At 60.6% G+C, this 25,049-nt stretch carries 26 protein-coding genes; all 26 read right to left on the reverse strand.

Going from position 1 to position 25,049, the window contains the following annotated elements:
- Positions 1-9: 9 nt before the first annotated feature.
- Positions 10-2,139 carry a flagellar biosynthesis protein FlhA gene (gene flhA, locus FW796_RS00250; RefSeq protein WP_346631980.1) on the reverse strand — a complete coding sequence of 710 codons (2,130 nt, stop codon included), beginning with the start codon at positions 2,137-2,139 and terminating at the stop codon, positions 10-12.
- 283 nt (positions 2,140-2,422) lie between these two features.
- On the reverse strand, positions 2,423-3,598 hold the full coding sequence (flhB, locus tag FW796_RS00255) for a flagellar biosynthesis protein FlhB (RefSeq protein WP_346631981.1): 1,176 nt from the start codon (positions 3,596-3,598) through the stop codon (positions 2,423-2,425).
- 3 nt (positions 3,599-3,601) lie between these two features.
- Complete coding sequence (gene fliR, locus FW796_RS00260; protein ID WP_123723967.1) at positions 3,602-4,384, reverse strand: flagellar biosynthetic protein FliR; 783 nt, start codon at positions 4,382-4,384, stop codon at positions 3,602-3,604.
- A gap of 4 nt (positions 4,385-4,388) precedes the next feature.
- Positions 4,389-4,658, reverse strand: a complete 270-nt coding sequence (gene fliQ / locus FW796_RS00265) for a flagellar biosynthesis protein FliQ (RefSeq protein ID WP_011059988.1) — start codon at positions 4,656-4,658, stop codon at positions 4,389-4,391.
- Positions 4,659-4,682: 24 nt separating this feature from the next.
- Positions 4,683-5,432: a flagellar type III secretion system pore protein FliP gene (gene fliP / locus FW796_RS00270; RefSeq protein WP_011059987.1), complete on the reverse strand. Its 750-nt coding sequence runs from the start codon at positions 5,430-5,432 to the stop codon at positions 4,683-4,685.
- Positions 5,432-5,872: a flagellar biosynthetic protein FliO gene (gene fliO / locus FW796_RS00275; protein WP_346631982.1), complete on the reverse strand. Its 441-nt coding sequence runs from the start codon at positions 5,870-5,872 to the stop codon at positions 5,432-5,434. The genes fliP and fliO overlap by 1 nt, the downstream gene beginning before the upstream one ends.
- Positions 5,873-6,334, reverse strand: a complete 462-nt coding sequence (gene fliN / locus FW796_RS00280) for a flagellar motor switch protein FliN (RefSeq protein WP_346631983.1) — start codon at positions 6,332-6,334, stop codon at positions 5,873-5,875. It abuts the gene before it with no gap.
- Positions 6,335-6,389: 55 nt separating this feature from the next.
- A complete protein-coding gene (fliM, locus tag FW796_RS00285) occupies positions 6,390-7,358 on the reverse strand; it encodes a flagellar motor switch protein FliM (RefSeq protein WP_011059984.1) in 969 nt (322 codons plus the stop codon).
- Between the two features lie 9 nt (positions 7,359-7,367).
- Complete coding sequence (gene fliL / locus FW796_RS00290; protein WP_346631984.1) at positions 7,368-7,868, reverse strand: flagellar basal body-associated protein FliL; 501 nt, start codon at positions 7,866-7,868, stop codon at positions 7,368-7,370.
- Positions 7,869-8,022: 154 nt separating this feature from the next.
- A complete protein-coding gene (locus tag FW796_RS00295; protein WP_346631985.1) occupies positions 8,023-9,426 on the reverse strand; it encodes a flagellar hook-length control protein FliK in 1,404 nt (467 codons plus the stop codon).
- 98 nt (positions 9,427-9,524) lie between these two features.
- Positions 9,525-9,869: an Hpt domain-containing protein gene (locus tag FW796_RS00300; RefSeq protein ID WP_346631986.1), complete on the reverse strand. Its 345-nt coding sequence runs from the start codon at positions 9,867-9,869 to the stop codon at positions 9,525-9,527.
- Positions 9,870-9,899: 30 nt separating this feature from the next.
- Complete coding sequence (locus tag FW796_RS00305) at positions 9,900-11,606, reverse strand: ATP-binding SpoIIE family protein phosphatase (protein WP_446439091.1); 1,707 nt, start codon at positions 11,604-11,606, stop codon at positions 9,900-9,902.
- 5 nt (positions 11,607-11,611) lie between these two features.
- Complete coding sequence (locus FW796_RS00310; protein ID WP_011059979.1) at positions 11,612-11,917, reverse strand: STAS domain-containing protein; 306 nt, start codon at positions 11,915-11,917, stop codon at positions 11,612-11,614.
- Positions 11,918-12,004: 87 nt separating this feature from the next.
- Positions 12,005-12,454 carry a flagellar export protein FliJ gene (fliJ, locus tag FW796_RS00315; protein ID WP_446438880.1) on the reverse strand — a complete coding sequence of 150 codons (450 nt, stop codon included), beginning with the start codon at positions 12,452-12,454 and terminating at the stop codon, positions 12,005-12,007.
- Between the two features lie 6 nt (positions 12,455-12,460).
- Positions 12,461-13,819 (reverse strand): flagellar protein export ATPase FliI, encoded by a 1,359-nt coding sequence (fliI, locus tag FW796_RS00320; RefSeq protein ID WP_346631987.1) that lies wholly within the window; start codon positions 13,817-13,819, stop codon positions 12,461-12,463.
- Entirely contained in the window at positions 13,809-14,645 is an 837-nt protein-coding gene (gene fliH, locus FW796_RS00325; protein ID WP_346631988.1) for a flagellar assembly protein FliH, read from the reverse strand. The genes fliI and fliH overlap by 11 nt, the downstream gene beginning before the upstream one ends.
- Positions 14,646-14,654: 9 nt before the next feature.
- Positions 14,655-15,674 (reverse strand): flagellar motor switch protein FliG, encoded by a 1,020-nt coding sequence (fliG, locus tag FW796_RS00330; RefSeq protein WP_011059975.1) that lies wholly within the window; start codon positions 15,672-15,674, stop codon positions 14,655-14,657.
- Entirely contained in the window at positions 15,667-17,454 is a 1,788-nt protein-coding gene (fliF, locus tag FW796_RS00335) for a flagellar basal-body MS-ring/collar protein FliF (protein ID WP_346631989.1), read from the reverse strand. Before fliF ends, fliG begins: the two co-directional genes overlap by 8 nt.
- Before the next feature lie 15 nt (positions 17,455-17,469).
- Positions 17,470-17,796, reverse strand: coding sequence for a flagellar hook-basal body complex protein FliE (fliE, locus tag FW796_RS00340; RefSeq protein WP_123723956.1), 327 nt, complete (start codon positions 17,794-17,796; stop codon positions 17,470-17,472).
- Between the two features lie 129 nt (positions 17,797-17,925).
- On the reverse strand, positions 17,926-19,332 hold the full coding sequence (locus tag FW796_RS00345; RefSeq protein WP_346631990.1) for a sigma-54-dependent transcriptional regulator: 1,407 nt from the start codon (positions 19,330-19,332) through the stop codon (positions 17,926-17,928).
- 5 nt (positions 19,333-19,337) lie between these two features.
- Positions 19,338-20,531 (reverse strand): sensor histidine kinase, encoded by a 1,194-nt coding sequence (locus tag FW796_RS00350; protein ID WP_346632079.1) that lies wholly within the window; start codon positions 20,529-20,531, stop codon positions 19,338-19,340.
- Positions 20,532-20,660: 129 nt separating this feature from the next.
- Entirely contained in the window at positions 20,661-22,136 is a 1,476-nt protein-coding gene (locus tag FW796_RS00355; RefSeq protein ID WP_011059970.1) for a sigma-54 dependent transcriptional regulator, read from the reverse strand.
- 170 nt (positions 22,137-22,306) lie between these two features.
- Entirely contained in the window at positions 22,307-22,603 is a 297-nt protein-coding gene (locus FW796_RS00360; protein WP_102864028.1) for a flagellar protein FliT, read from the reverse strand.
- 11 nt (positions 22,604-22,614) lie between these two features.
- Entirely contained in the window at positions 22,615-23,010 is a 396-nt protein-coding gene (fliS, locus tag FW796_RS00365; RefSeq protein WP_346631991.1) for a flagellar export chaperone FliS, read from the reverse strand.
- Positions 23,011-23,139: 129 nt separating this feature from the next.
- Positions 23,140-24,579, reverse strand: a complete 1,440-nt coding sequence (gene fliD, locus FW796_RS00370; protein ID WP_404938714.1) for a flagellar filament capping protein FliD — start codon at positions 24,577-24,579, stop codon at positions 23,140-23,142.
- Between the two features lie 82 nt (positions 24,580-24,661).
- On the reverse strand, positions 24,662-25,033 hold the full coding sequence (locus FW796_RS00375) for a flagellar protein FlaG (protein WP_346631993.1): 372 nt from the start codon (positions 25,031-25,033) through the stop codon (positions 24,662-24,664).
- Between the last annotated feature and the right edge of the window lie 16 nt (positions 25,034-25,049).

Consider the following 25,049-nt stretch of genomic DNA (forward strand, 5'->3'; position numbering starts at 1 on the left):
CCCACTACCTCAGCCGTTGGGCCCTACTGTCGCAACGATGGTCACTTGCTTGTTGTCGGGAATTTCCTGGTACGCCAGCACATGCAACCCGGGAACGGCGAGACGCCCGAACCGCGAGAGCATGGCGCGGACCGGACCCGCTACCAACAGAATCACCGGTTGACCTTGCATCTCTTGACGCTGCGCCGCATCGATCAGCGAACGTTGCAGCTTTTCAGCCATGCTTGGCTCCAGCAGAACGCCTTCTTCCTGGCCTTGTCCTGCCTTCTGCAAACTGCTGAGCAAAATTTGTTCCAACCTTGGCTCCAAGGTGATCACTGGCAGCTCAGACTCAGTACCTACAATGCTTTGGACGATGGCGCGAGACAATCCGACCCGAACCGCGGCAACCAAAGCGGCAGTATCTTGACTCTTGGCGGCATTGTTGGCGATAGCCTCGGCAATGCTGCGGATATCCCGTACCGGCACCTGTTCGGCCAGCAGCGCCTGCAAAACCTTGAGCAACTGCGACAACGACAGCACACCCGGCACCAACTCCTCCGCCAGCTTCGGCGAACTCTTGGCCAGCAACTGCATCAGCTGCTGCACTTCCTCGTGACCGATCAGCTCGCTGGAGTGCTTGTACAGAATCTGGTTCAAGTGGGTGGCGACCACGGTACTGGCATCCACCACGGTGTAGCCGAGGGACTGCGCCTGAGGCCGCTGGCTGATTTCGATCCACACCGCCTCCAGGCCGAAGGCCGGGTCACGGGCAGAGATACCGTTGAGGGTGCCGTAGACCTGCCCGGGGTTGATCGCCAATTCGCGATCCGGATAGATCTCGGCCTCCGCCAGGATCACCCCCATCAGAGTCAGGCGATAGGCACTGGGGGCCAGGTCCAGGTTGTCACGGATATGCACAGTGGGCATGAGGAAGCCCAGGTCCTGGGAGAGCTTCTTGCGCACCCCCTTGATCCGCGCCAGCAGCTGTCCGCCCTGGTTGCGATCCACCAGGGGAATCAGGCGGTAGCCAACTTCCAGGCCGATCATGTCGATCGGGGTCACATCGTCCCAACCCAGCTCCTTGGTTTCCATGGCCCGGGCCGGAGAAGGCAGCAGGTCCTGCTGACGCTGGACCTCTTCCAGAGCCTGGACCTTGACCAGATTCTGCTTTCTCCAGACCAGATAAGCCGCACCGCCAGCCACCGCTGCCAGGCTGAGGAAGGAGAAGTGCGGCATGCCCGGCACCAGCCCCATCACCGCCATCAGGCCCGCGGCCACCGCCAGCGCCTTGGGCGAGGCGAACATCTGCCGGTTGATCTGCTTGCCCATTTCTTCGGAACCCGAAGCACGCGTCACCATGATGGCGGCCGCAGTGGACAGCAGCAGCGATGGCAGTTGCGCCACCAAACCGTCACCGATGGTCAGCAAGGCATAGACCTTGCCGGCGTCGGCAAAGGTCATGTTGTGCTGGAAGATACCGACCGCCATACCGCCGATCAGGTTGATGAAGAGGATCAACAGGCCGGCGATGGCGTCGCCGCGAACGAACTTGCTGGCACCGTCCATGGAGCCGTAGAACTCGGCTTCCTGGGCCACCTCCAGACGACGCAGCTTGGCCTGATTCTGATCGATCAGGCCGGCGTTGAGGTCGGCGTCGATGGCCATCTGTTTGCCGGGCATGGCATCCAGGGTGAAGCGCGCGCTCACCTCGGAGATGCGTCCGGCACCCTTGGTCACCACCACGAAGTTGATGATCATGAGGATCGCGAAGACCACGATACCCACGACATAGTTACCGCCGATCACCACCTCACCGAAGGCCTGGATCACCTTACCGGCCGCGGCATGGCCTTCCTGGCCGTGGAGCATCACCACTCGGGTCGAGGCCACGTTGAGTGCCAACCGCAGCAAGGTGGCCACCAGCAGAATGGTCGGGAACACCGCGAAATCCAGCGGTCGCAGGGCGTACACGCAGACCAGCAGGACCACAATCGACAGGGCGATGTTGAAGGTGAAGAACACATCCAGCAGGAACGCCGGCACTGGCAGCATCATCATGGCCAGCATGACCAACAGCAGCACAGGTACACCCAGGTTGCCTCGACCGAGGTCGACCAGGTTACTGCGAGCCGTGTTGATTAACTGAGAGCGATCCACCGATTTACCCCGTTCCGTAAAGCAAACTTTTGACGCCTGAAGCGGCTCGGGGCTGCTACTGCAAGAAGCCTTCCAACTTTGCCGCAGCGGCGCAATCGCGCCCTGAACCAGGAGGAACCGGCGTGCCGGCGAACAGGATCGCGGGACCACCCTCGCCGGCAAGCGAAGCGTCGCAGGGCCGGCTGCAAGGGACAGGGTTACAAGGCGAGATAATGGCAATTAGCCATTTTTCTGACATAAGCAAGGCGCATTCGCTGGCAAGCCAGCGCCTGCATGCCTGGAACTAGACAGGATCGATGGGGCCGCCCGAGGACTGCTTGCCGCCAGTGTCGCGCTGCAGATCCGTAGGAATCGGCAAGTCCTTGAGCGGGTCCGGGCGCTTGCCCTTGCCTGCGCGGTGCTGGCGAATCTGGTAGACATAGGCCAGGACCTGGGCCACCGCCAAGTAAAGCCCCGCCGGGATCTCTTCCTCAAGCTCAGTGGAGTAATAGATGGAACGCGCCAGGGCCGGGGACTCCAACAACATCACTTCATGGGCCACGGCAATCTCGCGGATTTTCAGGGCCAAGAAATCACTGCCCTTGGCCAGCAACACCGGCGCCCCACCCTTCTCGGCGTCGTACTTGAGAGCCACGGCGTAGTGGGTCGGGTTGGTGATGACCACGTCGGCCTCGGGGATCGCTGCCATCATCCGCCGCTGGGACATCTCGCGCTGGGTCTGGCGAATCCTCTGCTTGACCTCAGGTCGACCTTCCTGGTCCTTGTGCTCGTCACGCACCTCCTGCTTGGTCATCAACAGCTTCTTATGGGCCTGGTACAGCTGCACCGGCACATCCACCGCGGCGATCAAAATCAACCCGCAAGCCATCCACAAAGTGCTCCAACCCACCACCTGGACACTGTGGATGATTGCCAGCTCAAGCGGTTCGTGGGCGATCCGCAGCAGGTCGTCAATGTCCGACGACAACACCGAAAGCGCCACGAACAGCACCAGGCCGAACTTGGCCAGAGCCTTGAGCAACTCAATCAACGCAGTGAACGAAAACATCCGCTTGAGGCCGTTGGCCGGATTCATCCGACTGAACTTGGGCGCCAGGCTCTTGCCCGCAAACAGCCACCCCCCCAGGGATATCGGCCCGATGACGGCCGCCAGCAGCAAGGTCAACAGCACCGGCTGCACCGCCAGGATGGCGATCTTGCCCGAGTGCAGCAGGTACAGTCCCATGGCGCCCGGGCTGAGCAGCACTTCCCGGGGCAAAGAGAAGTTCAGGCGCATGATTTCCAGCAGATCCTGAGCTAGACCGCCCCCATAAACCAGCAGACCGCCCGCCCCCGCCAGCATGATGGCCAGGGTATTGAGCTCCTTGGAACGGGCGATTTCACCCTTCTCCCGGGAGTCCTTCTTGCGCTTCTCCGTGGGGTCTTCTGTCTTGTCCTGACCGCTCTCGCTTTCTGCCATGGCTCAGCGCGCCTTTGCCAGTTCGCGTAAGAACTGCAAGGCCTCGGAGGCCAGCGGTTGATACTGGTTGAGAATGTCGGCCAGGCTGATCCAGACAATGCCCATGCCGAGCACCAGGGTCAGGGGAAAGCCGATGGAGAAGATGTTCAACTGCGGGGCGGCTCGGGTCATCACGCCAAAGGCGATGTTGACCACCAGCAAGGCGGTGATCGCCGGCAACACCAGGAGCAACGCCGCCCCCAGGACCCAACCCAGCTTGCCCGCCAACTCCCAGTAGTGGTTGACCATGAGGCCGCCGCCCACCGGCAGGGTGGTGAAGCTTTCGGTAAGGACCTCAAAAACCACCAGATGGCCATTCATGGCCAGGAACAGCAGGGTCACCAGCATGGTGAAAAACTGCCCGATCACCGCCACCGAGACACCGTTGGTGGGGTCGACCATGGAAGCGAAGCCCATGCCCATCTGGATCGCCACGATCTGCCCGGCGACCACAAAGGACTGGAAGAACAACTGCAGGGAAAACCCCAGCACCGCACCGATCAGAATCTGCTCGGCAATCAGCAGCAGGCCACTGAGATCCAGGGCATGCACTTCAGGCATGGGTGGCAGGCCCGGGACTATGACCACGGTAATCGCCAGGGCGAAATACAGGCGCACGCGACGCGGCACCAGAGTGGTACCAAAAATCGGCATCACCATCAGCAGCGAGGTGACCCGGAACAGCGGCAACATGAAGCTCGCCACCCAGGTACTGATCTGAGTGTCGGTCAGCGCCAACAGGGACATCGGCTCAGCCGATCAGCTGAGGAATACTGCCGTACAACTGACGGATGTATTCCATAAAGGTTTGCACCAGCCAGGGACCGGCAACAATCAGGGTCACCAGCATCACCAGCAGGCGCGGCAGGAAGCTCAGGGTCTGTTCGTTGATCTGGGTGGCCGCCTGGAACATGGCCACCATCAACCCCACCAGCAGGCTGGGCACCACCAGCACCGCCACCATCATGGTGGTCAGCCAGAGGGCTTCGCGAAACAGGTCTACCGCGACTTCTGGAGTCATTGTCGAGCACCCGCTAACAAGGTTTTAAACACCACCGAAACTGCCCGCCAAGGTACCGATGATCAGGGCCCAGCCATCCACCAGGACAAACAGCATGATCTTGAACGGCAAGGAAATGATCAGCGGCGAAAGCATCATCATGCCCATGGCCATCAGCACACTGGCCACCACCAGGTCGATGATCAGGAACGGGATAAAGATCATGAAGCCGATCTGGAAGGCCGTCTTGAGCTCGGACGTGACGAAGGCCGGCACCAGAATGGTCAGGGGCGCCTGGTCAGGGCTGGCGATGTCGGTGCGCTTGGACAGGCGCATGAACAACTCCAGGTCACTGCTGCGAGTCTGCGCCAGCATGAAGTCCTTGATCGGCACCTGGGCCTTGGCCACTGCATCCTGAGCCGTGAGCTTTTCCGCCAGGTAAGGCTGCAAGGCATCCTGGTTCACCCGGTCGAACACCGGAGCCATGATGAACATGGTCAGGAACAGCGCCATGCCGGTGAGGATCTGGTTCGACGGTGTCTGCTGCAAGCCCAGGGCCTGACGCAGGATCGAGAAGACGATGATGATCCGGGTAAAGCTGGTCATCAGCATGACGAACGCCGGAATGAAACTCAGCGCAGTCATGATCAGCAGGATTTGCAGGCTGACCGAGTATTCCTGCTGACCGCTGGCGTTGGTGCCCAGGGTGATCGCCGGGATCGACAACGGGTCGGCCGCCAGCGCCAGCGGCGCCGCCAACATCAGTGCCAACGTCAAGATGATGCGCAACGGCATTACTTCTTATCCTTCTGATCCTTGCCCAACAGCTCCATCAGGCGCTGGGCGAACTCGGGCGTCGCCTGCTCGGCACTGGGCACCTGCACCGGCTCTTTGAGTACATGCAACGGGGTGATAGTGCCCGGGGTCAGGCCCAGCAAAATCTGCTCGCTGCCCACTTGCACCAGCACCAGACGATCCCGCGGCCCCAGGGCCCGAGAGCCGATCAGCTCGATCACCTGCCCTTTGCCGGCGGGACCGGCCTGCTGCACTCGGCGCAGCAGCCAGGCGAGGAAGAAGATCAGCCCGATCACCAGCAGCAGGCCCAGTACCAGCTGGGTCAACTGCCCGCTGACGCTGCCCACTGCCGGGGCTGCAACCGCAGCGGTCGCAGCCGACTCTGCAGCCAGGGCGCCCAGGGGCAAGCCGAGCACAACCACGCCAAGCAGCTTGTTCACTTAGCGCAGCTTCTTGATGCGTTCGCTGGGGCTGATCACGTCAGTCAGGCGAATACCGAACTTCTCGTTGACCACCACCACCTCGCCATGAGCGATCAGGGTGCCGTTGACCAACACATCCAGCGGCTCGCCGGCCAGGCGGTCAAGCTCGATCACCGAACCCTGGTTGAGCTGCAGCAGGTTGCGGATGTTGATATCGGTGCTACCCACTTCCATGGAGATCGATACCGGGATATCGAGAATCACGTCCAGGTTGGGACCGTCGAGCGTGACCGGCTCATGGTTCTTGGGCATGCTGCCGAACTCTTCCATCTGCAAACGCCCGGAACCGGATGCGGCGCCTGCGTCAGCGGCCAGCAAGGCGTCGATATCGGCCTGGCCGGCATCACCGGTTTCTTCCAGTGCAGCAGCCCATTCATCGGCCAGCGCCTGGTCGTCCTGGGAGTTAATTTCGTCAGCCATCTTGGGTCCTCGACGGGCAAAAATTCATTGAACAGCAAACAGGTTGGAGCGCCGCTCAACGGCGCTCGATCGGCTCGATCACTTGCAGCGCCAGGTTGCCCTTGTGGGAACCCAGCTTGACCTTGAACGACGGCACGCCGTTGGCGCGCATGATCATGTCTTCCGGCAGTTCCACCGGGATCACATCGCCAGGCTGCATGTGCAGGATGTCCCGCAGGCGCAACTGACGACGGGCCACCGTGGCACTCAGCGGTACGGCCACGTCCAGCACGTCTTCGCGCAGGGCCTTGCTCCAGCGCTCGTCCTGGTCGTCCAGATCGGACTGGAAGCCGGCGTCGAGCATTTCGCGGATCGGCTCGATCATCGAGTACGGCATGGTCACGTGCAGATCGCCGCCGCCGCCATCGAGCTCGATGTGGAAGGTCGACACCACGATGGCTTCGCTGGGGCCGACAATGTTGGCCATGGCCGGGTTCACTTCAGAGTTTATGTACTCGAAATTGACCGGCATGATCGCCTGCCAGGCTTCCTTCAGATCGACGAAGGCCTGCTCCAGCACCATGCGCACCACCCGCAGTTCGGTAGGCGTGAACTCACGCCCTTCGATCTTCGCGTGACGGCCATCGCCGCCGAAGAAGTTGTCCACCAGCTTGAACACCAGCTTGGCGTCGAGAATGAACAGCGCCGTACCACGCAGCGGCTTGATCTTCACCAGGTTGAGACTGGTGGGCACATACAGCGAGTGCACGTATTCACCAAACTTCATGACCTGCACGCCACCTACCGCCACATCGGCGGAACGACGCAGCATGTTGAACATACTGATCCGGGTATAGCGGGCGAAACGCTCGTTGATCATTTCCAGGGTCGGCATGCGTCCGCGGACGATGCGATCCTGGCTGGTCAGGTCGTAGCTTTTGACGCTGCCGGGTTCGGCAGCGTGTTCGGTCTGTACCAGACCGTCGTCGACGCCATGGAGCAGCGCATCGATCTCATCCTGGGACAGCAGGTCCTGCACGGCCATGTCGTGTTCCTACTGCAGTACGAAGTTAGTAAAGAGCAACTGCTCGACCACCACTTTGCCCACCTCTTTCTGCGCCACTTCCTGGACGCTGGCAGTGGCCTTCTGGCGGAGCATTTCCTGGCCGACCGGAGTCGCCAGGGTGTCGAAATTCTGTCCGGAGAACAGCATCACCAGGTTGTTGCGGATCACCGGCATGTGCACTTTCAGCGCGTCCAGGTCTGCCTGGTTGCGCGCCAGCAGGGTAATGCTCACCTGCATGTAGCGCTGACGGCCGTTCTGCGTGTAATTGGCGACGAAGGCCGGGGCCATGGGCTCGTAGATCGCTGCCGGCTTGACGTTGCTGGCGGTTTCTGCAGCCGGCGCAGGCTTGCTCTGAGCACTGTGCATGAAGTACCAGGTGGCGCCGACCGACAAGCCGATGGCCAGCAACAACGCCAGGACAATCAAGAGGATAAGCTTGAGTTTGCTTTTCCCTGCGGTGGGTTTTTCTGCTGCTTCGCTCTTCGCCATGCCAATAATCCGTCACTATTCGGGGGTTCACAGTCGCACGGCAAGGCAAGAGCAAGTGTTATGCCAGATTTGTCTGAAATAGGGGGATAAACAGCGGGGAGGGAGAAGCAAGGGGCATGACGAGCTGTCTCGCCACGCCCCTTCTGTCACTCAATCAGGCGTAATAGTCCACAGCGCTGGTGCCGATCACGGTCTGTACCGGGGCAGCCACTTCAGCCACGCCATGGGGCAACTCTTCGTCGCCACCGTCCAGGCGCGTGCCACTGGTACTGGAACCACTCCTGCGGTTCTGCTCCTGTTGCGCCTGCTCCTGACCCTGCCAGCCGCGGGACTGGTCGGAAACATTGACGTCCACCTGCCCCAACCCCTGCTGGTTGAACATGTCGCGCATACGGTGCATCTGCCCTTCCAGGGCTTCACGAACGCCGGCGTGGGCACTCATGAAGGTCACCTGGGTCTGCTGATCAGGAATCATGTGCACACGAATATCCAGGCGACCAAGCTCCGCAGGCTGCAATTGGATATCCGCCGATTTGAGGTTGGCGCTGGACAGGTACATCACCCGATTGACCACTTCATCGGTCCAGCCACTCTGGTGCATGGCCAGCGGCTGGTTGACCGGCACCGCATTGGCGGTCTTCGGCGTCGCCGCCTGGGTCAGGGCCGCCAGACGATTGGCGAAGTCATCCACCCGGGTATCGCTGGACGCTCCCTTGAGGTCTTTCAGGCCGTCGGCAATCAGACCAGTGAAGGCCTTTTCGCCGCCCTGCTCGGTGCTGTTCTTGCTGGCTTGCTGTTCAAGCATGCCGGCCATGCCATTGGCGAAGTTCTGCACCGACGTCAACTGACCGTCGGCATTGGCGTTCGCTGGCGCAGCCTTGGGCTGAGACTGACTGGAGGCCGAGACGTGTCCGCCCTGCTCCATGGCCAGACGCACCGCCGGCAAGGCATCCAGTGGATCGGCCTCGGGATCGAACGCCTCCTTGGGCGGCTCCGCCACAGGCGCCACCGTCGGCACTACCGCTGCCGCCACCACGGCTGGCGGCGCCACGGGCACTTCCACCTGAGGTTGCGCAACCACTACCGGCGGCGGCACTTCAGCAACCTGAGGTTGCGGCTGGATCGCCGGCAACAGACTCGGGTCCACCGGCGCCGGATTCACCGAGGCATCGGCCTGCGTGGTGTCGGCCGGCTTGCTGTCATCACTGGCGGCAGCGGCAGGCTTGCTGTCGCTGTTCGCCGACTTATCGGCAGGCAAGGTTTTGCCGCTATCGGCAACCGCTGGCTGCGGCGCGGCAGACTGATCGCTGGCAACATCCTTCTTCGGACTGTTGTCGACGCTCTTGTCACGCACGGGCTTGGGCGAGTTGTCGGCGAGGGCCGGCGGCTTGTTCTGCGGCTTGCTCTGGGACTCTTTGGCATAGAGCTGCGCAAAGCTGGACGCCTTGTCCCCAGGCTCGGCAACGCTTGCCAACGGGCTGGCAGGGGCCGCTTGAGTCTTGGACTTAGCGTTGGCCTGAGCAGTGGCCTGAAGAAGCGAATTAGGGGTAACAGCCATGGGACAGTCTCCGCTGCACGGGGATCATAGGTACAGTTGAGAGACTTGACTGCAAAGGTCGAGCCAGTTTTATCAACCAGCTGATAAAAGGTCGTTTCTCAGCAGTGAAAACGCTGCAGTTCTTGCTCGCACAGGCGCCGGACAATGGCGAACTCGCCATCGATCTCCCCCACCAGCTGACGAATGCCATCAATGGCCGACTGTCCGGCCCGCACCTCGAGCTCATGACAGAGCTCCGCCAGGCGGATAGCCCCCATATTGCTGCTACTGCCCTTGAGACTGTGGGCGGTTGCCACTAGCTGCAGAGCATCCTCGGACTTGCGCAACAGTCGCATCCGCTCCTCGGAATCGCAGACAAAAGTGTCCAGCAGGACGGGGTATTCATCCTCCATGACTTCCTGCAATGCGTTGAGCACCGTGTGGTCCAGATGTATCTCAGCCACTTGTTCACTCCTTGATCAAGAACCCCAGGATTATGCCAGAGCCTCCCAGGAAAACTCCACGCAGACACTGCGCCCGTCGTCCGCCCACACCGCCTGGCGGCTCATCTGTCGGATCAGGCTGACGCCGCGCCCCGACAAGCGCCCGGTATCGTTGGGCCGGGCCAGGATCGCCGCGACATCGAAGCCCTCGCCACTGTCTTCGACCCGCACGATCAGGCGCCCTCCCGTGTCCAGGGGCTGCACCTGCAAATGCACCCGGACAAAGCCGTCCTCCAGCTCCGCCAGCCTCACCGATCGCTCGCGGTAGTAGCGACTAAAGCCCTCAGCATCGCGCTTGAGCCGGGAATCGAGCTTGAGCACACCGTGCTCCAGCGCATTGGAATAGAGCTCGGCCAGTACGCTATATAAAGCCCCGCTCTGGGAGCGCAGGCCATGCACTTCAAGCAACAACTGCAGTAGATACGGCAAGGGGTTGAAGCGCTTGAGGGTAGCGGCGCGGAACTCGAAGCTCACCGACCAGTCCAGCGGGCAGGACTGGCCGCTGTCGGAGTACACCGGGGCCGGCGGCGCCAGCCTGGGAAATTCCGGCAAGCCGACTTCGACCATGCTCACGTCGTCCCGGGCACTGCCGCCAAAGTCCTCCAGGGCCTGTTGAATCTCCTCGAACAGCCGCTCCTGCTCACGGTTGGCGGCAAACACCCGGTGCAACCGCTCCACACCAAACAACTCATCCTCGGCATTACAAGTGTCGATCACTCCGTCGGACAGCAGGAATACCCGATCACCCGGCGCCATGGGGAACACCTCAGTGTGATCCTCGAAGGCCTCGGCACTCAGCACCCCGAGAGGTAGATGGCGCGCCACCAAAGGCGTACGCGCGCTGCTGGCTTCACGATACAAATACCCCTCGGGCATGCCGCCGTTCCACACCTCCACCGCCCGTCGCTGGTTACTCAGGCACAGCAGGGTTGCGCAACAGAACATATCCACCGGCAGGATGCGCTTGAGCTTGGCATTCATCTCCCGCAGGGTTTCCGGCAGCCCGTAACCCTTGGCGGTCATGCCATAAAACACCTCGGCCAGGGGCATGGCCCCCACCGCCGCAGGCAAACCATGACCGGTGAAGTCCCCCAGCAATACATGCATGTCACCCGCCGGGGTGTAGGCCGCCAGCAGCAAGTCGCCGTTGAACAGCGCATAAGGCGATTGCAGGTAGCGGATGTTCGACGCATCCAGACAACCGGAGTGGGCAACCTTGTCGAACACCGCCTTGGCCACCCGCTGCTCATTGAGCAAGTAATCGTGGTGACGAGTGATCTGGTCGCGCTGCGCCAGCACGGTTTCCTGCAGGCGCCGCAAGCGGTCCATAGCGTTGATCTTGGCGCCCAGGATCACCGGATTGTAGGGTTTGGCCAGAAAGTCGTCGCCGCCCGCCTCCAGACAGCGAGCCAGCGCCTCGCCTTCACTCAGGGAAGTGAGGAAGATGATCGGCACCAGCGTCTCTCCCGCCAGGGCCTTGATCCGTCGCGCCGCCTCAAAGCCATCCATCACCGGCATCATCGCGTCCATCAGCACGATGTGCGGACGCTGCTGCTCGAACAACGCCAGTGCCTCGACCCCATTGCTGGCCGCCAGCACCTGATGCCCCTGGCGCCGAATGATACGGGACAGCAGCAAGCGGTCCGCCGCGCCATCCTCGGCGATCAGCACACACAGGGGCTCGGCCATCGAGCGCATATCGCTCAACTGATGTCGAAAAGCTTGTCGAAATTGGAGATGGCGAGGATCTTGCGCACATCCGAGTTGCTGTTGATCACCCGGACATCGGCATTGTCGCCACCGGCATGATCACGCAACAGCAACAGCATGCCCAGAGCCGAGCTGTCGAGGTAAGTGGCTTCCTTGAGGTCCACCACGATGGACTCCGGCGTCCGGTTTAGGCGCTCGTAGGATTCACGAAACTCCTGGTGGCGCCCGAAATCGAAGCGCCCCCTGATGGAAATCGTGAGTTTCTGCCCGTCCGGGGATATTTCTGTAACGACCGACATGTGACTGCTTCCTTGTCATTGACGACGTTTAAAAGGTTTAGCACCCACTGACCCGGCGAACAACCTGCGGACGAAAAATGAGCGCTCTCAATAAGGATTCTGACGGGGCAGGCGCTGGGAAAGTTCATCCAGCAGCTTCTGTTCGCGCTTGTCCTCAAGCGCCCGAGCCTCATCGATGTAACGCTGCACCAGCTTGCGCAGCCCTTCCACCCGCGCATAAGCCTGCTGCCAAGCCTCGCGAGCGCGATCGAGGTTGCTCTGATGCCAGGCAAGGCTTTGCCGCTGCTGGGCCACGGCGGTATCCAACTGACTGAGAAAATACTGATAGTTCATCAACCAGTGACCACTGACGCCGAGCTTGCCGCGCTCGACCCACTGCTCCTGGTAGTCGCCACGAAAACGCTCCAGGTCCCCCAGCTTGCTCTGGGCCACACGTACCTGGCCGTGAAAGTACTCCAGACGCTGGGCAGCGGTACGCTCGGCGTTTTCCGCCATGTCCACCACCGGCGCCAGACGCGCCGCACGGCTGTCGGCCATGGCCGGTTAGCCTCCCGTCGCTGGAGCGAACAGCATTTCCAGGTGGGTCTGGCTATGACCCAGGCTGACGTTGTCGTTAAGCCCCTGGCGCAGGTAAGCGACCATCGCCGGCTGCAGGGAAATTGCGGTGTCGGTATCGCGATCGCCACCGGCGACGTAGGCGCCAACGCTGATCAAGTCCCGAGCCTGTTGATAACGCGACCACAGCTGCTTGAAGTATTGCGCCCTGGCCATATTGTCGGGGCTGATCACCGCCGGCATGACCCGACTGATGGAGGCCTCGATATCGATGGCCGGATAGTGCCCTTCTTCGGCCAGGCGCCGGGACAGCACGATATGCCCGTCGAGCACGCCCCGGGCCGAGTCGGCGATCGGGTCCTGCTGGTCGTCCCCCTCGGACAGCACGGTATAGAACGCGGTAATCGAGCCCCCACCGGCCTCGGCGTTACCGGCCCGCTCCACCAGCTTGGGCAGCTTGGCGAACACCGATGGCGGATAACCCTTGGTGGCCGGCGGCTCGCCGATGGCCAGAGCGATTTCCCGCTGGGCCTGGGCGAAACGAGTCAGGGAGTCCATCAGCAACAGGACGTTCTTGCCCTTGTCGCGAAAATATTCGGCAATCCGCGTGCAGTACATCGCCGCCCGCAAACGCATCAACGGCGCATCGTCCGCTGGCGAAGCCACCACCACCGAACGCTTGAGGCCTTCCTCACCGAGAATGTGCTCAATGAACTCCTTGACCTCACGACCCCGCTCGCCGATCAGCCCGACCACGATGATGTCGGCCTCGGTGAAGCGAGTCATCATGCCCAGCAGCACACTCTTGCCCACACCGGTACCGGCGAACAGACCGAGGCGCTGACCGCGGCCCACCGTCAATAAACCGTTGATGCTGCGAATGCCCACATCCAGCGGCTGGCTGATGGGGTCGCGCTTGAGGGGGTTGATGGTGGGGCCATCCATCGGCACCCAGTCTTCGGCACGCATGCCGCCCTTGCCATCCAGAGCCCGCCCGGCGCCATCCAGTACACGCCCGAGCATGCCCATGCCCATAGGCAGGCGCCCGGTGTCGGCCAAAGGGACAACCCGGGCGCCAGGAGCGATCCCGGCCACGCTGCCTACGGGCATCAGGAACACCTTGCTCCCGGAAAAGCCCATGACTTCCGCCTCGACCTGGACCGGGTGATAGCTGTCATCGTTGATCACCAGGCAGCGGGTGCCCATGGCGGCGCGCAGGCCCTCGGCCTCAAGAGTAAGACCGACCATGCGCAGCAGGCGGCCTTCAAGAATCGGCTGGCCCGGCAGCTTGATGGCCTCGGCGTAACCTCCCAGGCGCTTGCCGAAACTGGTGCGATCAAGGCGCATCGGGGTGTTCCGCAGGCTCGGCTTGCTCTGTGACGGTGGACTCTGCGGCGTCGACATCCGGCGCAGCCGGAGTCCGTGGGCCGAGGTCCAGGCTCAGGTCCGCAGCTGCCGGGTGCAGCGACTGCTCGTGCAACTGATCGAACAGTTGGTCCATGGCCTGGGTGATCCGGGTTTCGATGCTGGCATCGATGCGGCTGTGCTCGGTCTCGACCCGGCAACCGCCGGGCAACAGCGCCTCGTCCTCGACGATGCGCCAGCTTTCCTCATGCCGCTCGCGCAGGCTCTTGACCTGCTCGAAATCCTGCGGATTGACGTACAGGCGCACATTGCCAACCCCCAGGGGCAGCAGCTTGAGAGCCTCGCGCATGACGTGTTCGATCTGGCTGGAATCCATCGCCAGCTCACGCTGGATCACCTGACGGGTGACATGCTTGACCAGATCCACCAGGGATTTTTCGATCTGCGTATCTTGCTCGGCGATGGGCTCGAACAAATTGACCATCAGCTGTTCGAGCGCTTGCAACTTGGCGACCAGGGCGACTTCAGCCTCCTGGCGAACCTTGAGTGTGGTGCTGTGGAAGCCTTCCTTCTCGCCGGTGGCGAAACCTTCGTTATAGGCTTCCTGGCGAATGCTCTCGAGCTCTTCGAGGGTCAGTGGCTGGACTTCTTCCAGGGGCACTTCCTCGATTTCTTCCGGCACCTCTTCAGGCTCGGGCTCAGGCTCGGGCGGCTCGGGATCGAAACTGGGCAGTGCCCAGACGTCAAAACCCTCGACGTCCCGGGCACGAATCAGTTCGCTTTGGGACTCATCACTGCTGGACGACATAAAGCGACCTTAGATCATTTCTTCGCCGCCCTTCCCGCCGAGAACGATCTCTCCGGCTTCGGCCATACGGCGGGCAATAGTGAGGATTTCCTTCTGCGCAGTTTCCACGTCGCTGACGCGAACCGGGCCCTTGGCTTCCAGGTCGTCGCGCAGCAGCTCCGCCGCACGCTTGGACATGTTCTTGAAGATCTTTTCCTTGACCCCTTCGTCCGAACCCTTGAGGGCCAGAACCAGGACGTCGGAGGACACTTCGCGCAACAGGGCCTGGATACCGCGGTCATCGACATCGGCCAGGTTGTTGAACACGAACATCAGGTCTTCGATCTGACCGGACAGGTCTTCGTCGACTTCGCGGATCGAATCCATGAGCTGGCCTTCGATCGAGCTGTCGAGGAAGTTCATGATGTCGGCTGCGCGCTTGATACCGCCCAAGGTGGTACGGGACGCGTTGGAGTTGCCGGAGAACTGCTTCTCGAGAATCTGGTTCAGCTCTTTCAGGGCCGCCGGCTGCACAGTATTGAGCGAGGAAACCCGCAAAATGATGTCCAGGCGCGCCTTGTGGTCGAAGTTGCCCAGCACTTCACCGGCCTGATCCGGATCGAGGTAAGCCACCACGATGGCCTGGATCTGCGGGTGCTCGTAACGGATCACGTCGGCCACGGCCCGCGGTTCCATCCACTTCAGGCTGTCGAGGCCACTGGTGTTGCCACCCAGGAGGATGCGGTCGATCAGGCCGTTGGCCTTGTCTTCGCCCAGGGCCTGGGTGAGCATTTTGCGCACGTAGTCGTCGGAACCGACGCCGAGGCTGGTCTGATCGCCGACGATGTCGACGAACTCGCTCATCACCTGCTCGACCTGCTCGCGGTGCACGTTACCCATCTGCGCCATGGCCACACCCACACGCTGAACCTCTTTGGGCCCCATGTGGCGCAGCACTTGCGCGGCATCGGTGGAACCCAGGGACAGCAGCAGAATCGCGGCTTTGTCGACCCGGGTCAGTTTGGCGGTAGCGGCTCGGTTATCACTCATCTGCGTTAATCCACTCTTTCACGACCTGAGCCACACGACCCGGGTCTTCAGCCACCAGACTCTTGATTGCGTTCAACTGAGCGTCATAACCCTCGCTCGGGCTCGGCAGCAGAATGCTTTGCGGGCCGCCGAGACTGACGCGGTCGTTGGCCAGCTCGCCGTCCAGGCCACCCATGCCGCCCAGCTCGACGTCGCTGCCCAGTCCTGCCAATTGCTTGTTCTTGCCGCCGCCAGTGATGTTGTTGAGCACCGGACGCAGGACACCGAACACCAGCACCAGGATGAACAACACACCCAACACTTGTTTGACGATGTCCCAGAACCACGGCTGCGAGTAGAACGGAATATCGGCGACCACTTCCCCACGCTCGGCGGAGAACGGCACGTTGATCACGCTGACACTGTCGCCACGGCTGGCATCGAAGCCCACTGCGTCCTGCACCAGGCGAGTGAAGCGCGCCAATTCGTCGGCGCTCCAGGGAGCACGGCTGGTTTCGCCGTTGGCCGGATTGACCTTGACCTGATCGTCCACCACTACCGCTACCGACAGGCGATTGAGACGCCCCTGCTGCTGCTTGGTGTGGCTGATGGAGCGATCGAGCTCGAAGTTCTTGGTGGATTGTTGACGCTTGTCCGACGGATACGGTGCCAGCATCGGCTGGCCGGTAGCCGGATCCATGATCTGCTGACCGTTGGCGTCCAACAGCGGCTGACCTGGCTGTACCATGCCAGCGGCGGCGGTAGCCCCACCGGTGGTTTGCGGCGCCGAAGCCGGCGATGGCGGCTGGTTGCTCAGGGCACCCGGAACGCCTTGCGGGCCATTGCTGCTGGAGCGCTGTTCGTTGACCGACTGCTCGCTGCGCAAGGCCGGCTGGTCGGGGTTGAACTGCTCGGAGGTGGATTCAACGGCACTGAAGTCGACATCCGCGGAAACTTCAGCCTTGTAGCGATCGTTGCCCAGCACCGGCTGCAGGATGTTGTGCACCCGCTGGGTCAGCATGCCTTCCAGACGACGGCTGTAGTCGAATTGCTTGCCAGCCATGGTCAGCGCGGAGTTTTCCGCTTGATCGGAGAGCAGGTTGCCCTTCTGGTCGACCACTGTAACTTGGGACTTGCTCAATTCGGGGACGCTGGTAGCCACCAGATTAACGATGGCCATGACCTGGCCCGGCTCCAGGGAGCGGCCGGAATACAGCTCTACCAGTACCGAAGCACTGGGCTTGCGCTCGTCACGGACGAACACCGAGCTTTTCGGAATCGCCAGGTGCACCCGGGCACCCTTGACATTGTTCAGGCTGGAGATGGTGCGGGCCAGTTCGCCTTCCAGGCCGCGACGATAACGGGTCGCCTCCATGAACTGGCTGGTGCCCAGGCCTTGATCTTTATCCAGGATCTCGAAGCCGACGTTGCCGTCACCCGGCGCTACCCCGGCAGCAGCCAGTTTCAGGCGGGCACGTGGCAGGTCATCGGCCTTGACCAGCAAGGCACCGGAATTGGGCTCGACGGTGTAGGGAATGTCGGCAGAAGCCAGGGTATCCATGACCTGTTTGGCGTCCATCCCGGCCAGGCTGCCGTACAGCGGCCGGTAATCGGGCTGCTGGGACCACAGCACCACGGCAAAGCCGATCGCCACGCTGGCGGCCAGGCCTACCAACAGGCCAACCTGACGCAGCATGGTCATCTGGGACAGGTTTTCCAGGAAGGACAAACCGAACAGCGGCGGTTTACCGTCTATCGGGGTGGCCTTGGCCGGTACGTTATCGGCGACTGCTTCTGCCATGACTCAATCTCGTCCTTAAACCGGCATCTGCATGATGTCTTGATACGCTTGAACCAGTTTGTTGCGCACCTGGGTCAAGGCTTGAAAGGACACACTGGCCTTTTGCGAGGAAATCATCACATCCGTCAGGTCCACACCGCTTTTGCCAATCTCGAAGGCGCCGGCCAACTGATTGGACGCCTGCTGGGTGTCATTGACCTTGTTCACGGCCTGGCCAAGCATGTCAGCGAAACTGCTGCCGCTGACCTCTGCCACTGCGGCGGATTTGGGCTGCGACATCGCGTCCATCTGCATGGCCCGCATATCCAGCATCAACCGATTAAATTCAACACCTTGGCTCATGGTCTACTCTCTCTGACGACCCGCAATTTTTTGACGCTCACTGTGCGGTTAGTGAGGTGTTAGCAACAAGGGTGCCAGCTCCATGGCCCAACTCGACAAAAGCCCATCCAGGGCTTTGCATATCAGTAATCAGGTCGCAAACAGATAAGCCTCGACGTCCATTCCGGCGTCACGCATCTGCGCCAATTTGTAACGCAGGGTGCGCGGACTGATGCCCAGACGCTCCGCCGCCTCCTTGCGCCGCCCACGTTCGGAACGCAGGGTATCGATGATCATCTGGAATTCCCGGCGCCGCAGATCATCCCCCAGGCCGCCCGACTCCTGGGGTGGGCCCTCATCCTCGCCGGCCACGCCGCGCAACGCCGACTGAACGGCAGGAGCCAGTGCCGGCAGGGGCGCACAGGCCACGGGCCCGGCCAGACAGAAATCTTCCGGCTGGATCAGACCGCCCTGTTGCAGGATCAATGCCCGCTGCAAAGCGTTGTCCAACTCCCGGACGTTGCCCGGCCACGGATAAGCCAGCAGGCACGCTTGCGCCTCAACCGAGAGCCTGGCGGCGGCGTGTTTCATTTTATTGACGTGTTTGGCCAGCAGACGCTCAGCCAGCGGCAGGATATCGGCGGTACGCTCGCGCAATGGCCGCCAGGCTAGAGGAAACACCGAAAGACGGTAATACAGATCTTCGCGGAAACGTCCGGCCGCCACCTCTCCTGCCAAGTCGCGGTTCGTGGTGGCCACTACCCGGATATCCAGAACGATAGGCTTGCGCGCCCCCACCCGCTCCACTTCACGCTCCTGCAACACCCGCAGCAACTTGGCTTGCAGTCCCAGGGGCATTTCGGAAATTTCGTCCAAGAGAATAGTGCCACCGTCGGCCTGCTCGAACTTGCCGGGCTGTGCGGCGATGGCCCCGGTGAAAGAACCCTTCTCGTGACCGAACAGGGTGGCTTCGAGCATGTTGTCGGGAATCGCCGCACAGTTGATGGCGATAAAGGGCTGGGTGCTCCGATGGGAATGCTGGTGGATGTAACGCGCCAGCACTTCCTTGCCCGTGCCGGACTCGCCGGAAATCAGCACAGTGGAATCACTGCGAGCCACGCGCGCGGCCAATTCCAGCAATTGCGCACTGGCCGGTTCGAAGGCTACCGGCCCCTCATCCTCGCTCGCACCCAGACAACCCAGTGCATGGCGCGCCACCAATTCGAGCAGGGCCCGAGGCTCAAACGGCTTGACCAGGTAATCGGCAGCGCCTTGACGCATGGCCTCCACTGCTCGTTCGACGGCGCCATGGGCGGTCATCAGCAATACCGGCAACTGCGGTTGGCGGGCACGTAACAGACCCAACAACTGATGGCCGTCCATGCCAGGCATGTTTACATCGCTGACCACCAGGCTGAAGGACTCCAAGGCGACCGCTTCCAGCGCCTCTTCCGCACTGCCGACCGCCTTGTAGTCATGGCCGGCCAGCAGCAGTGTGTCTGCCAGGGCCTCGCGCAATGCACGATCGTCTTCAACCAGTAGAACCTTGATTGCCATTACCTTCACTCCACTCCATGAGCACTGGAGAACAGAGGCAATGTCACCAGCGCACAAGTACCGCGCCCAGGACGGGAACGCAGCGACAATTCTCCCTGATGCGCACGGGCCACCGCCTTGACCACCGTCAGGCCAAGCCCGGTTCCATTGGCCTTGGTGGTGAAAAACGGCTCACCCAGACGCTCCAGGACCGCCGCATCGATACCACTGCCGCTGTCACTGATGCACAGCCGCAGGGTGTCACCACGACTGTACAGGTGCACCTTGAGCCGCGCCGCGCCGGCACTGGCTTGCACGGCATTTTCGATCAGGTTGAGCAAGGCCCCCACCAGGGTGTCGCGATTGCACAGCAATTCACCCTGATGACTGTCGCACTGCCAGCGCACGGCAACATCCTGAACATGGGTCAGGGCCGCGGCTTGCAGTGATTGCAGCAGAGACTTGGGGGTCAGACGATCGGTCAGGGGCAACTCACCACGAGCGAACACCAGCATGTCGCGCACCTGATGCTCCAGCTCGTGCAGGCGCTCCTTGAGGCGCCCGGCGAAACGCTGATGAGTGGCCACCGGCAGTTCCTGTTCGGTGAGGTGACTGGCATACAACAGGGCCGCCGAGAGCGGCGTGCGAATCTGATGTGCCAGGGAAGCGACCATCTTGCCCAGCGAGGACAGACGCTCGTGGCGAGCCAACTGATCCTGCAGATGACGGGTTTCCGTCAGGTCGTTAAGCAACACCAACTGCCCGGGCTCGGCATCCAGCGAGCGGGTAGCTATCGATAGACGCCGGCCGTCGCGCAGGGAAATCTCATGACCGTCATCCTCACGGGGCGCAAAGCTGCGGGCAATGATGTTGCGCCACAATTGCCCTTCCAGCGGCAACCCCAACAGATCGCATGCCGCCGGGTTCGCTTCGCTGACAATACCGTGGCCATCAATGACGATGACGCCACCGGGCAACAGGTCGAGAAGATTTTGCAGACGGTTGGCCAGACGCTCTTTTTCCGCCAGTTCCTGCATCCGCTGGGCACTGACCACAGCCAACTCACCCTTGAGCTCAGTCACCCGAGCCTCAAGCATGCTGTAGGAGTCAGTAAGTTGGCTCGACATCTGGTTGAACAAAGCGAAGGCCTGCTCAAGACCTAGCCGACTTGCCTGCTCTACGGACGACGATTGCCCCGGAGCATCGGGGGCAGGAGACATCTGGGCGGCTTGGGGCATCGTGCTCTCTCGCGTGGCTGACCGTCAGTTAAACGGAACGTTGCAAGAGACTTAGCAATACCCGTGCCTAAAAAAAAACCACACGGCTTTCAACGACTTGAAAAACAGGCGTCAATCATCCGCCTGTTCATCGCCCTCACGACGACTCATGCCGTACTTGCGCATCTTCTCCACCAGAGTGGTGCGACGAATGCGCAGGCGCTCTGCAGCCCGAGCCACAATGCCATTGGCATCGTCCAACGCTTGCTGGATCAGACCCTGCTCCAGGCTACCGAGGTAATCCTTCAGATCCAGGCCTTCCGGCGGCAGCATGGCGGTGGCGGCGAAGTCCGGCGCATGGCCATTGATCGCCACCCGCTCTTCCAGGTCGCTGCGCAGACTGTCTACCAACTGCTCGTCTTCATCATCGACGTAGCGGAATTTCTTGGGCAACTCGACCACACCGATCACCCCATACGGGTGCATGATCGCCATGCGCTCAACCAAGTTGGCCAGCTCGCGGACGTTACCCGGCCAGCCATGCCGGCACAGGGACATGATGGCAGCAGAGTTGAAGCGGATCGAACCGCGCTTCTCATGCTCCATGCGCGAGATCAACTCGTTCATCAGCAGCGGAATGTCTTCCACTCGCTCACGCAATGGCGCCATCTCGATGGGGAACACGTTGAGGCGGTAGTACAGGTCCTCACGGAAACTGCCCACTTCAATCATGCTTTCAAGGTTTTTATGGGTGGCTGCGATGATTCGCACATCGACACCCTGGGTCTTGTTGCTACCTACGCGCTCGAAGGTACGCTCCTGCAACACCCGCAACAGCTTGACCTGCATCGGCAGCGGCATATCGCCGATTTCGTCGAGGAACAAGGTGCCGCCGTTGGCTAGCTCAAAGCGCCCGGCGCGACTGGTAATGGCCCCGGTGAATGCACCCTTCTCATGGCCGAACAACTCGCTTTCCAGCAACTCTGCAGGAATGGCTCCGCAATTGACCGGAACGAATGGCGCGTCACGCCGCTTGGAGTGGTAGTGCAGGTTACGAGCTACCACTTCCTTGCCGGTCCCGGACTCACCAAGGATCAGCACGCTGGCATCGGTATCCGCCACTTGCTGCATCATCTGCCGCACGTGCTGGATCGCACGACTGGTGCCTACCAGGCTGCGGAACAGGTTGGGTTCTCGGTGACGACCGCGCTCGCGGGCCTGATCGTACATTTCACGATAGACCTGGGCGCGGTGCAGGGAGTCGAGCAACTTGCTGTAGCTAGGAGGCATTTCCAGGGTGGAAAGCACTCGACGACGCTGGTCTTCGGGCAAGTCGATGGAAGAATTTTCGCCCATTAACAAAACCGGAAGGAACTCATCCCAGGTTGAGAGTGTCTTTAACAGGCCCAAAAGCGCGCCAGGAGCATTTACAGTCCCGATGAGGACGCAAATTACTTCACGACTTGACGACAAAGAGCCGACAGCCTGCTGCCAGTCATGGCTACCGCAGGGTAAATTTTCTTCACCAAGAAAATTTAAAATCACCGCCAGGTCGCGGCGGCGCACGCTATCGTCATCGATCAGCAGAATTTTGGTTTCACGCCACATGCAATAGCAACTTCCCTAGTCAACTCAATGCCCAGAATGAGGGGCAAGCTAGACGCGCTTTAGGCATTTTCTGCCTTATAGACGCCTGAAATCTGAAAACAGCCACTAGTTAAGTCAAAAATGCGTGCACAGTCAAATTTATGGCGCGCAACGTTCGGATTAACTCAACATTAACCGAACAAATGGTAAACCTTTGCCGCGTTCTGTGCTTGGGTGATCTGCGACATCTCGTCGACTATCGCCTGACGCTCTCCGGTTGCCACCTCAAGCAGCTGCCGGTAAACCCCCAACAACTCCTCCAGATTGTCCCGCAAGGCGACCTCGTCAACCTGAGCCTCGCCGAGCACATCCTCCATGCACGAACGGCAGGCCAGGTCCAACTCGCCAATGGCTTGCCAGTTGCGCTCGGCCAAGGCGCCAACCAGGGCCTCGCGGGTTTCTTCGATGCGTTGCAGGACAGCACTCATGGTGTTCCTCCTTAGAACTGCGGACCCGGTGCAGCGATGGCATCCCAGCCTTCCTTGACCGTGCGCAGCAGATCAGCGACCTCATCGAGAATCTTCGGATCGGTCTTGATATTGGCTTCAGTCAGACGCTTCATCATGTAGGTGTAGAGACCATCCAGATCCCCCAGGGCATCCATGGAGTTTTCCAGGTCCAGCCCCTCACGCAAGCCACCGATGATGCCAATGGCCTTGCCGATGAACACGCCCTTGTTGGCGATATCCTTGCGCTCCATTGCGCCCTTGGCCTGCGCAATACGATCCAGACCGCCTTCCATCAGCATCTGCACCAGACGATGCGGACTGGCTTCTGAGGTCTGTGCCTGTGCACCCACCTTCTGGTACTGCCGAAGGGCTAACATCGGATTCATGTGATACCTCTTCAAAACTCAAGGGTTCGTATAAGCAATGTATCGACGCAACGTCAAAAAACTTTAGATCAAATGCAAAAGCCCGGAGCGCTGAAAAAACGCTGCCGGGCTTTTGGCGCAGGCTGGATATTAGCCTTTTTTCTGTGCGTTCAACGCTTCGAACATCGACGTGATGTTACTGGCAGTGGCCTTCAGCTTGCCCACCAGGGTATCCATGTCGTTGTACTTCTTGGTCAGTACCGCTGTCAGCGTCGCCACTCGACGATCCAGGGCATCCTGCTGATCGCTGAGCTTTTTCTTGGTGATATCCAGGGTCTTGGTCCGAGTGGTGAGAATCCCCTCGGTCATGGTGCCTACGCCCTGAGTGAACGGCTTGATAGCGGAAGTCATGCGATCAAGCAGGCCCGGATTGGTGCCATCTCCGGAAAACAGCTTCTGCACTTCACCACCGAGCTTTTTGTCGGTCATGGCGACGGTGAACTTCTTATCGTCGAAGTCCAGGGCACCAGTCTTCTGGTTGGTGGTAATCCCCAACTGCGCCAGCACCGTCAACTTGTCACCCGCCCCCACCTCCGACAACGGCGCACGAATCGCCGCCAGAATCGAACGAGGCAGAGCGTCACCGGTCAACTGAGCAGGGACCGTCAGCTTGCCGTTGTCGTCCAGCGAGGGCTTGGTCAGGGTCGAAATGCCATTGGCCACCGCGTTGTAAGCATCGACAAACTTCTGAATCGAAGTCTTCAGACCTTCAGTGTTGGTCGCAACAGTGATAGTGATCGGCTTATCAGTCTTGGCCACCAAGTTGAGCTTGAGACCGGAAACAGCCTGAGTAACGGTATTGGTCTTGCTGGTCAGTTGCATGCCATCGACGCTGAAAACCGCATCCTTGGCAAGCCCACCAATGTTGCCCGATGCCGCAGCGCCGGCCCCCATGGGCTGGGTGCCGTCAACTTCCAACCCAGCAATACCACTGACAGAAATATCAGAGCCCGCACCAGTCTTCTCAGAGCCAATCACCAGACGCGAACCGAACGAGTCGGTCACGATGTTGGCACTGATTCCGGACATGGCCATTTTGGAATCGGCGTTGATCGAGTCACGCACCGACTGCAACGTCGCATTCGCGCCGATTGTCAGCGGATAGTTAATGCCATTTTGAGTGATGTTCAACGTACCACTCGGAATGGCACTGGTATTTCCTCCGGCAAAAGCCTTACTGGCCACTTTTGACGAAGTTGCAATATTAGCCACTTCAACAGTGTACTTGCCAGCCACCGCATAGTTGTCGGCCGTGGCATCCACGATTTTATTGTCGCTGGAGGTAGCCGCAAAACCGGCAAAGGAAGGATTGACCGAGCTTCCAAGCCCTGTGACCGACAGAGTGCTCTGGAAAGTCGACAACAGCGATTGCAAGGTGCCGATACCGGAAATACTCGCACTGTTGCTGGCAGTTGCACGGTCGATCTGACCCTGCTTGGCCGCTTTGTCAGCCGCAACCAACGCCTTGACGATAGCACCGGTGTCGAGGCCGGAACCTAGACCGGTACCCGGTAGAATTGGACTTGCCATGTGTATCTCCCTTCAGTGTGCCGCCGGTCTTTTGACCACTACAACGTCCAAAAGAACACAGCAACAAATTTCATGCCAGCTATCAGACTTTCGCGCTGAACAGCAGGCTGCTGGCGTCATTCAAGCTATTGGCCAATCTCAGCACTTCTTCGTTGGGGATCTGACGAACCACCTCACCCGAATCGCTGGCAATCACCTTGACCACAACCTGGCCGGAGGGCTCGTCGATCGAGAACTCCAGGTTACGCTTGACCGACTGGACAAATTTCTCGATTTCCTGGACGGCCATCTTCAACTTTTCCTGCTCGGTCTGAGCACCTTTCTTACTGTCCTGACTGGCGGTCTCAGCCACAGCAGGCACCACCTCTCGAGGCTTCTCCACGGGCTTGTCAGCAACAGGCGTCACCGGCTTGGCCGCTGGATAAGACAAGTTCAGCTTCACGCTCATATCCATGTCCATCACCTCTTAA

The sequence above is a fragment of the Pseudomonas sp. 910_21 genome (assembly GCF_052850735.1).